The 14,668-nt window shown below is 71.7% G+C and carries 9 protein-coding genes; 4 read left to right on the top strand and 5 right to left on the bottom strand.

Going from position 1 to position 14,668, the window contains the following annotated elements; translation table 11 throughout:
- The first annotated feature begins 71 nt into the window (after positions 1–71).
- Positions 72–2,786 carry a penicillin acylase family protein gene (locus ACFWCK_RS15540; protein WP_378806696.1) on the top strand — a complete coding sequence of 905 codons (2,715 nt, stop codon included), beginning with the start codon at positions 72–74 and terminating at the stop codon, positions 2,784–2,786.
- A 214-nt stretch (positions 2,787–3,000) separates the two neighbouring features.
- Here ACFWCK_RS15540 and ACFWCK_RS15535 read toward each other — a convergent pair whose 3' ends face one another.
- A complete protein-coding gene (locus ACFWCK_RS15535) occupies positions 3,001–4,497 on the bottom strand; it encodes a glutamate-cysteine ligase family protein (RefSeq protein ID WP_378806695.1) in 1,497 nt (498 codons plus the stop codon).
- Positions 4,498–4,557: 60 nt separating this feature from the next.
- Entirely contained in the window at positions 4,558–5,892 is a 1,335-nt protein-coding gene (locus tag ACFWCK_RS15530) for an MFS transporter (protein WP_378806694.1), read from the bottom strand.
- Between the two features lie 156 nt (positions 5,893–6,048).
- On the opposite strand from ACFWCK_RS15530, the gene ACFWCK_RS15525 reads away from it, so the two are divergent.
- A complete protein-coding gene (locus tag ACFWCK_RS15525) occupies positions 6,049–6,603 on the top strand; it encodes a 4'-phosphopantetheinyl transferase family protein (protein ID WP_378806693.1) in 555 nt (184 codons plus the stop codon).
- On the opposite strand, the gene ACFWCK_RS15520 is transcribed toward ACFWCK_RS15525, so the two are convergent.
- Entirely contained in the window at positions 6,548–7,132 is a 585-nt protein-coding gene (locus ACFWCK_RS15520; RefSeq protein ID WP_378806692.1) for a cysteine hydrolase family protein, read from the bottom strand. The genes ACFWCK_RS15525 and ACFWCK_RS15520 overlap by 56 nt on opposite strands.
- A gap of 56 nt (positions 7,133–7,188) precedes the next feature.
- On the opposite strand from ACFWCK_RS15520, the gene ACFWCK_RS15515 reads away from it, so the two are divergent.
- Positions 7,189–7,641: a MarR family winged helix-turn-helix transcriptional regulator gene (locus tag ACFWCK_RS15515; RefSeq protein ID WP_233310768.1), complete on the top strand. Its 453-nt coding sequence runs from the start codon at positions 7,189–7,191 to the stop codon at positions 7,639–7,641.
- Positions 7,641–9,062 (top strand): MFS transporter, encoded by a 1,422-nt coding sequence (locus ACFWCK_RS15510; RefSeq protein WP_378806691.1) that lies wholly within the window; start codon positions 7,641–7,643, stop codon positions 9,060–9,062. The genes ACFWCK_RS15515 and ACFWCK_RS15510 overlap by 1 nt, the downstream gene beginning before the upstream one ends.
- Before the next feature lie 22 nt (positions 9,063–9,084).
- On the opposite strand, the gene ACFWCK_RS15505 is transcribed toward ACFWCK_RS15510, so the two are convergent.
- Together ACFWCK_RS15505 and ACFWCK_RS15500 are read right to left on the bottom strand one after the other, a co-directional pair.
- On the bottom strand, positions 9,085–10,458 hold the full coding sequence (locus ACFWCK_RS15505; protein ID WP_233310770.1) for a M1 family metallopeptidase: 1,374 nt from the start codon (positions 10,456–10,458) through the stop codon (positions 9,085–9,087).
- Positions 10,459–10,522: 64 nt separating this feature from the next.
- Entirely contained in the window at positions 10,523–14,608 is a 4,086-nt protein-coding gene (locus ACFWCK_RS15500) for a Pls/PosA family non-ribosomal peptide synthetase (protein WP_378806690.1), read from the bottom strand.
- Between the last annotated feature and the right edge of the window lie 60 nt (positions 14,609–14,668).

Raw genomic sequence — 14,668 nt, 5'->3', positions numbered from 1 at the left:
GCCAACACGTCTCGCGCGCTGCGACCCGATCCTTCCGGCAGTGAGACTCCGTGTCACGCGAAGGAGCGCTCATGTCGTCAGCCGATCCCACGGTGAAGCCCCGGCGCGCGGGCCGGATCGTCGGGCGCACCGTCTTCGGGGTGCTCGCGGGGATCGTGATCCTCGCCACCGCCGCCGCCCTTTTCCTGGTGTGGACCGCGCAGCGCTCGTTCCCGCAGACCGCCGGAGAGCTCGCGCTCAAGGGGCTGCAGGCGCAGGTGACCGTGCAGCGCGACGATCGCGGGATCCCGACGGTCACGGCCGACAACACGCACGACCTGTTCTACGCACAGGGGTTCGTGCACGCGCAGGACCGCTTCTGGGAGATGGACTTCCGCCGGCACGTCACGAGCGGCAGGGTCGCCGAGCTGTTCGGATCCTCGCAGGTCGCCACCGACGAGTTCCTGCGCACTCTCGACTGGCACGGCATCGCTGAGAAGGAGGTCGCGGCGATGGACGCCACCACCCGCGGCTACTACCAGGCCTACGCGGACGGGGTGAACGCCTACCTCGCAGACCACAAGGGGGCAGAGGCATCCTTCGAATATGCCGTGGTCGGCATGACCAATCCCGACTACGGCATCGAGCCCTGGACGCCCGCCGATTCGGTCGCCTGGCTGAAGGCGATGGCCTGGGATCTGCGCGGCAACGTCGAGGACGAGACCACCCGTGCGCTGCTGGCTCCCACCGTCGATGCCACCACGCTGAACGAGATCTACCCCGCGTACCCGTTCGACGAGCACCCCGTCATCGTTCCGACCATCACGCCGATGGAGCAGAGCGGGAGCGGGGCGTCCGCCGCGAGCACGTCCGCGACCTCACCGGACGGGACGGGATCGAACGCCGCTCCCGCGGGGACGGCACCCTCCGCGGCGCCCACCGGCGCAACCCCACCCACCGCCGGAGCCGCGGCGAGCGCGTCGGCGACGGTCCGCTGGACCACCGCGGCCGACACCCTCGAGGCCGTCCAGACGCTGCTCGGAGACCCCGGTGAGGGCATCGGATCCAACTCCTGGGTGGTCTCCGGATCCCTCACGGCGACCGGCAAGCCGCTGCTCGCGAACGACCCGCACCTGGGCGCGGCGCTCCCTTCGGTCTGGTACCAGATGCAGCTGCGCTGCCGCACGGTGAGCACCGCCTGCCCGTTCGACGTGGCCGGGTTCTCGTTCTCCGGCCTGCCGAGCATCGTGATCGGGCACAATGCGAACATCGCCTGGGGTTTCACCAACCTCACCACCGACGTGACCGACCTGTACATCGAGAAGATCGACGGTGACAGCTACTGGCGCGACGGCGTGCGCGTTCCACTGCAGACGCGCACCGAGACCGTCAAGGTCGCGGGCTCCGCCGACATCACGCTCACCGTCCGCTCCACCGCGCACGGCCCGATCGTCTCCGGGCTGACCGACGACTTCACCGCGCTCGCGAAGGCCCCCATCGTGGGGCGCACCGACACGACCTCACCGGGGGGCGAGACGGGCGTCGCCCCCGATGCCGCGACCGACGCGCTTCCCGGGCAGTACGCGGTGAGCCTGCGCTGGACCGCACTGGATCCGGGCACCACGTCGACCGCCATCTTCGCCATGAACACCGCTGCGGACTTCACCGACTTCCGGCACGCGGCGTCGCTGTTCGACGTGCCAGCGCAGAACCTCATCTACGCCGACCAGAAGGGGAACATCGGATACCAGACGCCGGGCCGCCTGCCGATCCGCGGTGCGGGCAACGGCTACTACCCGCAGCCGGGGTGGACGAGCGCATCCGACTGGACCGGCTACATCCCCTTCGAGAAGCTCCCCGTCTCCTACAACCCCGACGCGGGCTACATCGTCACCGCGAACAACGCGATCGTGCCGGACAGCTACCCGTACTTCCTGTCGCGCGACTGGGACTACGGCTATCGCGCTGCGCGGATCGCCGATCTCATCGAGCGCACCGCGAAGCAGCATCCGCTCACCGCGGAGGACATGCGAGACATCCAGTTCGATCAGCAGAGCTGGATCGGCAAACAGCTCGCGGCGGAGATGCAGGAGATCCCGGCCTCGAAGGACGCCGGCGTGCGCGGGGCCGTGGCGCTGCTGAAGACTTGGGATGCACAGGCCACCGCCGACTCCCCCGCTGCGGCCTATGCGAACGTGCTCTGGCAGCACCTGGCGCTCAACCTCTTCGCCAACCGCGAGCATCCGCTGCCGATGGACGGGCAGGGTCGGCTGTTCACCGTGGTCGGACCGATGCTCGAGAACCCGGATGACCCGCTCTGGACCAACCCGAAGATCGGCGTGTCCGGGCGCGACGAGATGCTGGCTCTGTCGGCGAAGCAGGCCTACGACGAGCTCTCGAAGGCGCAGGGGCCGGATCCGGCTCGGTGGAACTGGGGCGATCTGCACGCGATCACGCTCACGCACCAGACGCTCGGCAAGAGCGGCATCGCGCCGATCGAGTGGCTGTTCAACCGCGGACCGTATCCGGTCGGGGGCGGATCCTCCCTCGTCGACGCCACCGGGTGGACGCTCGGCGGCTCCTACGCGACGACCACGGTGCCGTCGATGCGGATGGTGGTCGACCTCTCCGACTTCGACGCCTCCACGTGGAACCACCTCACCGGCGCGAGCGGCCACGCCTTCAGCCCGCACTACACCGACCAGACCGAGAACTGGTCGAAGGGCGTGCAGTCCCCCTGGGCGTTCACGAAGAAGGCGGTGGACGCCGCAACCGTCGACACCCTCGTGCTGAAGCCCGCGGGCTGAGCGGGGTCGGCGTCCTCACCGCCGCATGTGATGGAGTAGAGGCCACAGTGCTGAATCGCGGCATCGAGCTCTTGCCCAGCCGACCCCACCCTCTGGGGACCGTTCCACTGGAGGCCGGCGGTCCATCCGGCTGAAGAAGTCTCGAATGGCTGGACCATCCCCGCCGGATCCCTCCGCCAGGCGGGCAGAGCTCAGTCCGATGCCCCAGCCACGCTCACAGCGTCCAGGTGTGCACGGGGTCTCCGGTGTGCATGCGCTCGAGGTAGTCGGCGAGCATTCCGTGCAGCGCCTCCGACCGCGTGGCGCCGGCGCCCTCGCGGGCGGCGACGGCCTCCCGCTGCCACACCGCGCCGTTGCGGCCCGTCAGGCAGCGCTGCTCGATGACGCCGAGGTAGCGGTCGCGCGCGACCGGATCCACCCCGAAGCCGTCCAGCCCTTCGGCGGCGAGTGGCAGCAGCCGGCGCAGCACGAGCTCGCGCGGACCGATCCAGCCCACCTCGGGCCAGTACAGCCGCGACTCGATGCCGTCGCGCGCCGCGGAATGCAGGTTCTCCTCGGCGGCGTCGAACGTCATCTGCGTCCACAGCGGCCGGTCGGCCAGGGCGAGACTGCGCACGAGGCCGTAGTAGAAGGCGGCATCGGCCAGCACGTCCACGATCGACGGCCCGGCGGGAAGCACACGGTTCTCGAGACGCAGGTGGTAGCGGTCGCCGTGCCCGTCGTAGATCGGCCGGTTCCAGCGGTAGACAGTGCCGTTGTGCATGCGCAGCTCGGCGAGCGCGGGAGTGCCGCCGCGCGCGAGCACCTCGAACGGATCCTCATCGGTCGTCACCGGCAGCAGAGCCGGGAAGTAGCGGGAGTTCTCCTCGAAGAGGTCGAAGATCGAGGTCACCCAGCGTTCGCCGAACCACACGCGCGGGCGCACCCGCTGGTTCTTCAGCTCGACCGAGCGGGTGTCGGTCGCCTGCTCGAACAGCGGGATCCGGGTCTCGTGCCACAGGGCCCGCCCCGCGAAGAACGGCGAGTTCGCCGCCAGAGCCACCTGCACGCCGGCGATGGCCTGCGCCGAGTTCCAGTAGGCCGCGAAGTCGGCGGGGTCGACCTGCAGGTGCAGCTGCACCGAGGTGCACGCGGCTTCGGGCAGGATCGTGTCGCACACGATGTCGAGGCTCTCCCGGCCGCCCGCACCGCCCAGTGCGGAGCCGTCGAGGCGCAGCTCGATGTCCTCACCTCGGGCCGCGAGGATCTGCTGGCTGAGCAGGTCGTAGCGCGGATCCTCGGAGAGCCACTCGCTCGTGAAGTGGTGCTCGTCGAGCGTCGGGAGCATCCCGATCATCGCGAGCCCGCACCCCGTGCTGCGCGCCTTCGCGTCGGCGGCGTTCAGCGCCTCGCGCAGCGAGTCCTCCAGCCGGATCACGTTACCGCCGGCGAGGGGGCGCGGTTCGACGTTGATCTCGATGTTGAACTGACCGAGCTCGGTCTGGAACGCGGGATCGGCGATCGCCTCGAGCGCCCGTGCGTTGGCCATGGCCGGGTCGCAGGCGTCGTCGACCAGGTTCAGCTCGATCTCGAGACCCAACCGCGGCTCTGACACCTCGAACTGGCCGTCGGCGAGCATGCTGGCCAGGGCATCGAGGCACCGCGCCGTCTTCTCGCGGAACCGCGTGCGGTCCTGCCGGGTGAACACCCGGTCGTCGACTCGGTCTCCCATGAGCAGAAGCTACTCGCCCGTTGTCGGCGCGTCGAGGTCGGATCCGACGATCCCGGGGGCTCACACCCGGACGTCCTGCTCCCGTGCGGCGCGGAACGCGATCGCCGCGATGCCGAGAGCGGATCCGAGGAACACGACCGCGAGGATCGCCCAGCCTGCGAAGCCGAGCGCGATGGCCGTCGCGTTCACCAGGATCGGCGCGACCAGGGAGCCGATCGAGAACGTCATGCCGAACACGCCCTGATAGGCGCCCGCGCGCACCGGATCGGCGAGCTCGAAGCTCAGGCCCCAGCCGCCGGCCTGCGACAGGATCTCGGCGAAGGTGTGCGCGACGAGTGCGACGAGCAGCACCGCGACGGCCGCCACGACAGGGAGTCCCGCGGCCGAGGCGTAGACGAGGCAGGCGCCCGCCATGAGCGCGCCGGCGATCAGCGAGACCCTGCCCGCGACGCGCAGGTCGTGCGTGTTCCGCGACAGCCGCACCTGGAAGAGCACGACCAGCACGGTGTTCGAGATGAGGAGCACCGAGACGGTCGCGTCCGGAGCGGTGGTGGCATGAGTGATCCACAGCGGCACGCCGACCTCGGCGACGCCGAACTGCATGCCGAACGCGGCGGAGAACAGGGTGAGGAGCAGGTAGCGGGGATCGCGCCAGGGCGAGCGGGCCCGCCAGTCTCGACGGAGCTCGCGCTCTGCGGCCGCCGTCGCGGCGGTGTTCACGGATCCGGTCTCGGTCGTGATCTTCTCGGCCACCCGCGCCACGGCATCGACCGACGCGGGGAGTCGCAGCAGCGGGATCGCGCCGATCGCGCAGATCGCCCCGGCGATCACGATGACCGCTCGGTAGGCGACGGGGGTTCCGATCGCGAGTGCGATCGCGGCGATACCGGATCCGGCCGCGATCGAGAGGTTCGTCACGGTGCGCAGCACCGCGCGAGCGTGCACCCGGTTGTCCCCGGTGAAGCCGCGGGCGATCACCGCTGAGCGGGACGACTGCGCCAACGCGTCGAGGAAGCCGCTCGCGACGGCCAGCGCGATCGCCGTGGCGAACGTGCCGACGAAGGCGTACGCGATGAGGAGGAGTCCCGCCGCGACCTCGAACACGAACGACAGCCGCCGCGCGCTCCACCTGTCGGCGAGCCATCCGCCGAGGAACGACGCGAGGATGCTGCTGCCGCTCGCCGCGGCGAGGACGATCGCCGCCTCGCCGCCGCTGAGCCCGACCACCCGGATGAAGTAGAGCACGGTGATCGACAGGAAGACGCCGCGGCCGATGCGCGCCACCGTGGTGGCGGCGACCAGCGCCCGCAGCACCGGATCGTCGAGGGATCCGATGATCCGGCCGATCGGACCCGGGCGGCGCAGGGTCTGCGTGCCCGCCGGATCCGAACTCATAGGGTTCGATCCTATGCCGCACGCGACGGGAGGCCGCGGTCGGCGCCGGCGCGACTGTCACTTACGCCCTGGCCGCTGCCCTGCGGCCGTGGACGCCCCGGCCCGCGACGCCGCCGGCATCGATCTGCGACTCGGGCGGCGGCCTACGCTGGTCCTGTGCAGCGGACGACGATCGAAGGGGTCCGGATCGCCTGGGCTCGTTCGGCGTCCGACGTCCGCCGGGAGACCGCCCACGCCCTGATCCGGGCTCTGGCCGCCGAGCTGGCCCCGGGTTCCGACCTGCGGATCGTGCGGCGTTGCGTGCAGTGCGGTGGACCGCATGGGCGTCCGCTGCTGCCCGACGCCCCGCTGCACGCGAGCATCGCGTACGCGGAGCCCTGGGTGGTCGTGGCCGCCACCCACGAGCAGGACTCCGCCGCGATCGGGATCGACGCCGAGCACGCGGGGACGATGCCTGCCCTCCGCGCGCTGTTCGCCCCGGCCGACCCGCCGGATCTGCGCGGGTGGACGGCCATCGAGGCGGTGCTCAAGGCCGACGGGCGGGGGCTCGCCCTGCCGCCGGATCAGGTGCGATTCACCCCCGACGGCTTGGCGACTGTGCCTGGCGGCGGCGACTTCCGGATCCTGCCGGTCGATGTCGACCCGGAGTTGATCGTCACCCTCGCGAGACGGCTTCCGGACTCAGGCCCGAGACCCACTCATCGACGGTGACCACCTCGGCCTGACGCGGGAACACCTTCTCCAGCAGCACCCGGTGCACCTCCGCATCCTGATCCGCACAGGCGTCCGCAAGGACCGTGAGCCCGAAGTCCTGGTCGGCCGCTTGGCGCACGGTGCTCAGCACGACGCCACTCGTGGCGACGCCCGCGAGCACGAGTTCGGTCGCACCGAGCCCTCGGAGCACCACGTCGAGGTCGGAGGCGAAGGCGCCGACGCGGCGCTTGACGACGATCGGCTCCCCCGGCCGCGGCGCGAGGTCGGCGACGACCTGCGACGCCTCGGCCGACTCCACGAGAAGTGGTCCGAGCGGTGAGTCCTTGATCGCGCCGAAGGCCTTGTTCCGCGCGGACGCCTCGGGGAAGCCCTCGCGGAAGCCGACGCGCACGAAGACGACGGGGATCGCGCCCGCGCGGGCCGCGTCGAGGGCGCGCCGCGCCGCCGGGATCACGCCGGGTGCGAGCTCGGCATAGCGAGCCGCGAAGCCGTTCTGGAAGTCCATGAGCAGGAGTGCAGTGGTCATGCGCGGCATCCTCGCACACATTAGACAGTTTTACCTGTGCAGTTTAGGCTGTCGATATGCCCGAGACTCCGTCCGAGACCTCCACGGTCACGCCGACGCCCACGCAGACGGCGCTCGATCTGCGCACCGTCGTCGCGCGCCTCCTCCGTCGGTTCCGTGAGGCAGGAGCCGACGACGCGCTGACGCCGTCGCAGGCGTCGGCCCTCGCCCGACTGGGCAAGGGCGGTGTCTCGACGGTGAGCGCCCTCGCGTCCGCCGAGCGCGTGCGACCGCAGTCGATGGCGGCGACGGTCGAGGCCCTCGAGAGCGCCGGCTTCGTCACCCGCAGCCAGGATCCGAACGACGGACGCCGCCAGATCATCGACCTCACGGACGCCGGCTGGGCCCGTATCGCGGGCCAACGGGACGCCGCCGCGGCCTGGCTCGAGCACGCACTCACCGAGCTCGACGCGGAAGATCTGCGCGCGGTCTCGGTCGCGATGTCGGTGCTCGAGCGGATGCTGCCCTGATGCCGTCCCGCCGGGGCCTGCGGGGAGGGCCGGCGCCCGAAGGCCGCTTCGATCGGCGATTGCTCGCCCCGATGATGGTGGGGGCGATCCTCAACCCGATCAACACGGCCATCATCGCCGTGGCGCTCACCCCGATCGGCCTCGCCCTGGGCGCTCCCGCACGCGAGACGGTGTGGCTCGTGTCGAGCCTCTACCTCGCCACCGCGATCGGTCAGCCCCTGGTCGGCCGGCTCGTCGACATCTTCGGGGTTCGCTCCCTGTTCCTGCTCGGCGCGGTGCTGGTGACGGCCGCCGGCGCGATCGGACTGCTCGCCCCGGAGAGCCGCGACAGCATCTGGTGGCTCGTCGCGGCGCGCGTCATCCTCGGCCTCGGCACGTGCGCCGGCTACCCCGCCGCCATGCACATGATCCGCGCGGAGGGCGAGCGCACCGGCATCGCCTCCCCCGCGGGGATCCTCACCCTGCTCTCCGTGACGACGCAGACGATCGCCGTCGTCGCCCCCGCGCTCGGCGGCGTGCTGATCGGCGCCTGGGGCTGGCGAGCCACCTTCGCGGTGAACGTGCCGCTGGGACTCGCCACGCTGCTCCTCGGCGCCCTGTTCCTGCCGCGCCGGACCGGTCTGGAGCCCGCCCCCGAGGATCGCCCGCGGATCGACGGGATCGGGATCGTCCTCTTCGCCGTGGCCATGCTCGCGCTGCTGGTCTTCCTGCAGAACATCGCGCCCGCGTTGATCTGGCTGCTCGCCGTCGCCCTCGTCGCAGGCGCGGGCTTCGTCTGGTGGGAGCGCAGGATCTCGGATCCGTTCATCGACGTGCGGGTGCTCTCCGGCAACGGTCCCCTGCTGCTCAGCTATGTCCGGTCACTGCTCACCGCGACCATCTCCTACACGTTCGTGTACGGCTTCACGCAGTGGCTCGAAGATGGGCGCGGTCTCACGCCGACCGTTGCGGGGCTGATCCTGCTGCCCGTGTTCGCAACCGGCATCGCCGTGGCGCTCGCGTTCGGGCGGCGCCCCGAGGTCGTCTGGAAGCTGCTGTTGGGATCCGTCGCGCAGCTCGTCGCCGGCGTGCTGGTGCTGTTCATGACCGGGACCTCCCCTATCTGGTTCCTCGTGCTCGCGATGCTGATCCTCGGCATCCCGCAGGGGCTGAACAACCTCGCGATCCAGAACGCGCTGTACTTCCAGGCCGAGCCCGAGCGGATCGCGTCGTCCGCGGGGCTGCTGCGCACGTTCTTCTACCTCGGCGCGATCGTGTCCGCTGTGATCTACGGCAACGTCTACGGCGCACGGGCGACGACACCCGGCCTGCACGTCCTGGGCTGGGTCGTGGTCGGGATCGCGGTGGTGTTCCTGCTCATCACGGTGTTCGACCGATCGCTCGCCCGGATCGGGCGCTCCGACCGCGGCGACGCGGCCTGATCTTGCCGTCCGAGCGGAGCGATCAGGCCTCGCTCACTGCGCGCGGATTCACGCTCAGCGCCTCGGTCACCGGCGCCGGCTCGACCGCCGCGAGAGCCCCGGCCGCCTCGGGCAATGCCGGAAGCGCGGTCTGGTCGAGCCAGGCGTCGAAGAACGCCTCGAGCCGACGGCCCGCGATCGACGCGGCGAGCGTGCGGAAGTCCTCCGTCGTGGCGGTCGCGCCCGCGAAGCGCTCGGTCCAGGTGCGCAGGATCCGGAAGAACGCGTCGTCGCCCACCGTCAGCCGCAGCGCGTGCAGGGCGAGAGCGCCGCGCTTGTACACGCGGTCATCGAACATGAGCTCCGGACCGGGATCCGAGAGCACGAGATCCTGCGGCTCGGTGGCGAGCGCCGCCCAGTGCCCGAGCGCCTTCGCGTGAGCGCTGTGCCCGCCGCTGCGCTCGGACCAGATCCACTCGGCGTAGCAGGCGAAGCCCTCGTTGAGCCAGATGTCGCGCCACCGGGCGACCCCGACGCTGTTGCCGAACCACTGGTGGGCGAGCTCGTGCGCGATGAGACGCTCGAGGCTGCCCTTCCCGTCGATGTGGTTGGCGCCGAACACGCCCATGCCCTGCGCTTCGAGCGGGATCTCCAGGTCATCAGCCGTCACCACGAGTCGATAGGACGGCAGCGGGTACGGCCCGAAGGACTCGGTGAACACCGCCATCATGCGCGGCAGGGGCGCGAGGTCGGCCTGCACCCGAGCAGCCAGCGGGGCCGGGTGCAGCACCTGCCCCACGACGCCCGCGAGATCCATGCCGCGCGAGACATATTTTCCGATCTGCACCGTCGCGAGATAGCTCGGAGTCGGCGTGCTGCGCTCGAAGACCCAGGTCGTGCGCCCGCCCTTGGTCGCCGAGGAGACGGGCTCGGCCGCGGCGACCGCGTACCCGGGGTCGGTCGTGATCGAGAGCCGGTACGTCGCCTTGTCGGAGGGGTGGTCATTGCAGGGGAACCACGACGGCGCGCCGATCGGCTGCGAGGCGACGATGGCGCCGTCCTCCAGCTCCTCCCATCCGAGCGTGCCCCAGCGGGTGCGCCGCGGGCGCGGGGCGCCCCCGTAGGAGATCGTGAGCTCGAACGGATCCCCCGCCGCGAGCTCACGGCCGAAGGCGACCTTGAGCTTGCGGTCGGTCTGGGTGAAGCCGATGCGCCCGCCGACGTCTCCGCGCACCTTGGTCGCGCGCAGCCCGGCAAGATCCAGGGAGACCGCCTTGGTCGCCTCGACGGCGCGCCCGCGCACGATCGCGACGCCGTCCAGCCGGTTCGTGCCGAGGCGGTAGTCGATGCTCAGGTCGTAGTGCTCGACGCGGTACCGGCGATCGCCGGAGTGCGGGGTGTAGTCGTCGGGGCTCACTGTTCCATGCTCACAGATCGCGCGGCCCGGTGCGCGCCCGTTCGGCGCCGCCGCCGGATCGCCCTCATTCGGCCGCCTGGTAGCTTCGCACCTTGACCGCACGCCACGGGCCGATCGGGTTGCCGCTCCATCGGCTCCCGACTGGCACGCTCTCCCCGCGCATCACGAGGGACGCCGGTCCCACCGTGGCATCGGATCCGATGGTCGCGGCCGGCAGGATCACGCTGTGCGGGCCGAGGGTCGCACCGGCCTCGAGTGTGACCGTGTCGATGCTCATCACGCGGTCGTGGAAGAGGTGCGTCTGCACCACGCAGCCGCGGTTGACCGTGGCGCCGTCGCCGAGCGTCACGAGATCCGGCTCCGGCAGCCAGTAGCTGTCCGTCCAGACGCCCTTCCCGATCGTGGCGCCGAGCGAGCGCAGCCACACGGCGAGCGCGGGCGTGCCCGCCGCGGCGTTGGCGAACCACGGGGCGGCCATCATCTCGGTGAACGTGTCGGCGACCTCGGTGCGCCAGACGAAGCTCGACCACAGCGGGTGCTCCCCCGGGCGGATCGGCCCTACGAACGCCCACTTCGCTGCGGTCGCGAATCCCGCGGCGACGGCGCCCGCGACCAGCAGGACGAGGCCGGAGAGCACCACGGTCCAGACCGGACCGAGGCTCTCGGCCAGCGCGGCGAGCGTGAGCAGCACCGCCAGCCCGAGCGCGCAGGTGAGGATGACCGGCACGATGCGGCACAGCTCCCACAGACCACGCGCGACCCGCAGTCCCGTGCGAGGGCGGTAGGTGCGCTCCAGATCCGACTCGTTCACCACTCGGCGCAGGCGCACCGGCGGGGAGCCGAGCCACGACGATCCCGCCTTCGCCTTGTCCGGCGCCACCGAGAGCACCGCGACGAGGCCGTCCTTGGGCACCTTGTGCCCGGCGCCCGCCATGCCGGAGTTGCCGAGGAACGCGCGCTTGCCGATCCGCGCCGCGGCCAGGCGCATCCATCCGCCGCCGAGCTCGTAGGAAGCGACCATCGTGTCATCGGCGAGGAACGCACCGTCGTCGATCGTGGTCATCGACGGGATCAGCAGCACCGTGGAGATCTCCACCTCCTTGCCGACTTTCGCCCCGAGCAGGCGCAGCCAGGCGGGGGTGAACAGGCTCGCGTACAGCGGGAAGAGCAGCGTGCGGGCGGAGTCGAGCAGTCGCTCGGTGGTCCACGCCTGCCACGCGACCCGACCGCGGACCGGGTGGATCCCCTCGCGCAGCCCGATCGAGAGCAGCCGGGTCGCCGCCACGACGAGCACGGCGAACACGAGTCCGGTCACGAGCACCGACGGGACGAGCCAGATCGCCAGCCCCGGAAGCGCATCGCCGAGCGAGGCGGCACCACGCGCGCCCTGCACGAGCACGAGGGCGCCGAGGGCGAAGGCGAGCACGGGCAGGAGCCCGAGGCCCATGCTCGATACGGCATATGCCCACAGCCAGCGCCTCGGCGCGGGCGGGCGCTCGGGCGCGAGCGGGGCGGACTTCCCGCCGACGCGCACCGCGGGGGAGCCGGCCCAGCGCTGCCCGGCGCGCACTCGGCCGAAGACGGCGGATCCGGGGGCGACCTCGGCCGCGCGACCGATGCGGGTGCCGGGGGCGAGGGTGCTGCGAGCGCCCACCACCGCGCCCGCACCGATGCGAATCCCGCCGATGCGCACCGTGTCGCCGTCGATCCAGTAGCCGGAGAGGTCGACCTCGGGCTCGATCGCCGCACCCCGACCGATGTCGAGCATGCCGGTCACGGGCGGCAGCGTGTGCAGGTCGACGTCGGGGCCGATCTTCGCCCCGAGCGCCCGGGCGTAGTAGCTCACCCACGGAGCGCCCGCGAAACCGACGGGATCGATCTGGTGGCTGACCTGCTCCGCGAGCCAGAGCCGCAGGTGCACCCCGCCGCCGCGCGGGTAATCCCCGGCCCGCACGCCGGCCAGCAGGATCCTCGCGGCGATCGCGGCGATCGCCATGCGTCCGAACGGGGTCGCGAACACCACGAGGCCGACGATCAGCAGCCACAGCGGCGCCGTCGGCAGCCAGTCGAACCCTGGCACCAGGTGCAGGATCGCGCTGCCGGTGAGCAACCAGAGCACCCACCTGATGCCGCCGAGGACGAACAGCGGCACTCCCAGGAGCGACTGGATCCACTGCATGCGCCGCGGTGTGGGCCGGGACTCGTGGAACTCGCCCGGCTCGTCGTCCTCATCGCCGGCCTCGGCCTCGACGGCGTCGGCCATGCGCCGCAGCCGCGGCAGGTCGTAGACGTCGGCCATCGTGAACTCGGGGGCGCGGGATCGGATCCGGCTCACCAGCTGCGCGGCCGCGAGGGATCCGCCGCCGAGCTGGAAGAAGTCGGCGTCCTCGTCGAGCGGCCGCGTGCCGAGCACGGCGAACCACTGCTCCGCCAGCCAGGCCGCGGTGCCGGTGAGCGTGGAGTCGTCCGCGTCCGGATCCGTGAGCGGCCACGGCAGGGCGGCCTTGTCGACCTTGCCCGAGGTGCGCACGGGCAGGTCGTCCATGACCGCGAGCAGCGGGATGAGCGGCGCCGGGAGCGTCTCGGCGAGCTCGGCGCGCGCGGTCTGCCGGTCGAAGCCCTCGGTCGGCACCACGTACCCGACGAGCAGGGGGATCCCGCCCTCGCTGCGCTGCACGACGACGGTCGCCGCCGTGACCGCGGTGAGGTTCTGCAGCGCGGCTTCGACCTCGCCGAGCTCGATGCGCCGGCCGCCGATCTTCACCTGGTCGTCGGCGCGACCCTGGAACACCAGACCCGCCTCCTCGTACCGCACGAGATCCCCGGAGCGGTAGGCGCGATCCCAGCCCAGGGACGGCATCGGCGCGTACTTCTCCGCGTCCTTGGCCGGATCCAGGTACCGTGCGAGCCCGACACCGCCGATCACGAGCTCGCCGACCTCGCCCTCGGCGACGCGGTTGCCCTGGGCATCGACGACGGCGAGTTCCCAGCCGTCCAGTGGCAGGCCGATCCGCACCGGCTCCCCTGCGCGCAGCGCGTCGCCGTCCATCTCGGCCGCGCACGCGACGACCGTGGCCTCGGTGGGTCCGTAGGTGTTCCAGACCTCGCGGTCCTCGCCCACGAGCCGCGCGGCGAGTTCGGGCGGCAGCGCCTCGCCGCCGAAGATCAGCAGGCGCAGGTTCTCGATCGCGTCCTGCGGCCAGAGCGCCGCGAGCGTCGGCACGGTCGACACCGCGGTGATGCCGTGCCCGAGCAGCCAGGGTCCGAGGTCCTCACCGGAGCGCACCAGCGCGCGCGGCGCCGGCACGAGGCAGGCGCCGTACCGCCAGGCCAGCCACATCTCCTCGCACGAGGCGTCGAACGCGACGGAGAGGCCCGCGAGCACGCGGTCACCGGGGCCGAGCGGCGCGTCCTGCAGGAACAGGTTCGCCTCGGCGTCGACGAACGCGGCGGCGGAGCGGTGGGTCACGGCCACGCCCTTGGGCACGCCGGTCGAGCCGGAGGTGAAGATGATCCAGGCGTCGTCCAAGGGCAGCGGGTGCGGCACCGTCGTGATCGAGACCGAGTTCGGGTGCGGATCCTCCCCGGCGAACAGGCCGGATCCGGGTCGCTCCGCGTTGGCGGGTCGTGCCGGCTCGGCCGTGACGGGGCTTGGTCCGTCCGTTTCGGCCGTGGGGCCATCCCCCCGATCCGCTTCGGGGCGCGCCGGCTCGTCTCGGGGCGCGCCTTGCCCGGGTTCGGCGGCGTGATGCGCCCCGAACGGGGAATCTGCGCCCCGGAACACTCCGCCGGCGCCGATGACGCCGCGCACCTTGGCCTCGCCGAACACGAGGTCGGCCCGCTCCTGCGGATCGTCCGCGTCGACCGGCACGTACGCCGCGCCCGCGGCGAGCGTGCCGAGGATCGCGAGGTACAGCTCCCGCCCGCCGGAGGGCATCCTGATGCCGACCCTGTCGCCGCGCATGACGCCGTGCTCGCGCAACCGGGCCGCCGTCCGCCAGACCTGGGCGAGCAGCTCGGCATAGCTGAGCGCACCGTCCGCGTCCTCGATCGCAGAGGCGTCCGGGTATCGGCGCGCGGTGTCGACCAGGATGTCGATCAGCGTGCGCGGCGGCGCCGCGAGCGCGGCGCGGTCGAGGATGTCTTGCATCGGGTTCCGTTCGAGCGGCTGCACACAGGGCGCGTGCGCGCTCAGGGTACCGCGGGCGGG

Origin of the sequence: Microbacterium sp. NPDC060117, from assembly GCF_042729315.1 — a bacterium.
Lineage (GTDB): Bacteria > Actinomycetota > Actinomycetes > Actinomycetales > Microbacteriaceae > Microbacterium.
This window is presented reverse-complemented; position numbering and strand designations above follow the sequence as displayed.

What these genes read in the sequence shown, in the direction of transcription:
- ACFWCK_RS15520 (WP_378806692.1), bottom strand. Translation starts at nt 7,132, where the DNA reads ATGACCACTGCACTCCTGCTCATGGACTTCCAGAACGGCTTCGCGGCT.
- ACFWCK_RS15535 (WP_378806695.1), bottom strand. Translation starts at nt 4,497, where the DNA reads ATGGGAGACCGAGTCGACGACCGGGTGTTCACCCGGCAGGACCGCACG.
- ACFWCK_RS15540 (WP_378806696.1), top strand. Translation starts at nt 72, where the DNA reads ATGTCGTCAGCCGATCCCACGGTGAAGCCCCGGCGCGCGGGCCGGATC.
- ACFWCK_RS15500 (WP_378806690.1), bottom strand. Translation starts at nt 14,608, where the DNA reads ATGCAAGACATCCTCGACCGCGCCGCGCTCGCGGCGCCGCCGCGCACG.
- ACFWCK_RS15510 (WP_378806691.1), top strand. Translation starts at nt 7,641, where the DNA reads ATGCCGTCCCGCCGGGGCCTGCGGGGAGGGCCGGCGCCCGAAGGCCGC.
- ACFWCK_RS15530 (WP_378806694.1), bottom strand. Translation starts at nt 5,892, where the DNA reads ATGAGTTCGGATCCGGCGGGCACGCAGACCCTGCGCCGCCCGGGTCCG.
- ACFWCK_RS15515 (WP_233310768.1), top strand. Translation starts at nt 7,189, where the DNA reads ATGCCCGAGACTCCGTCCGAGACCTCCACGGTCACGCCGACGCCCACG.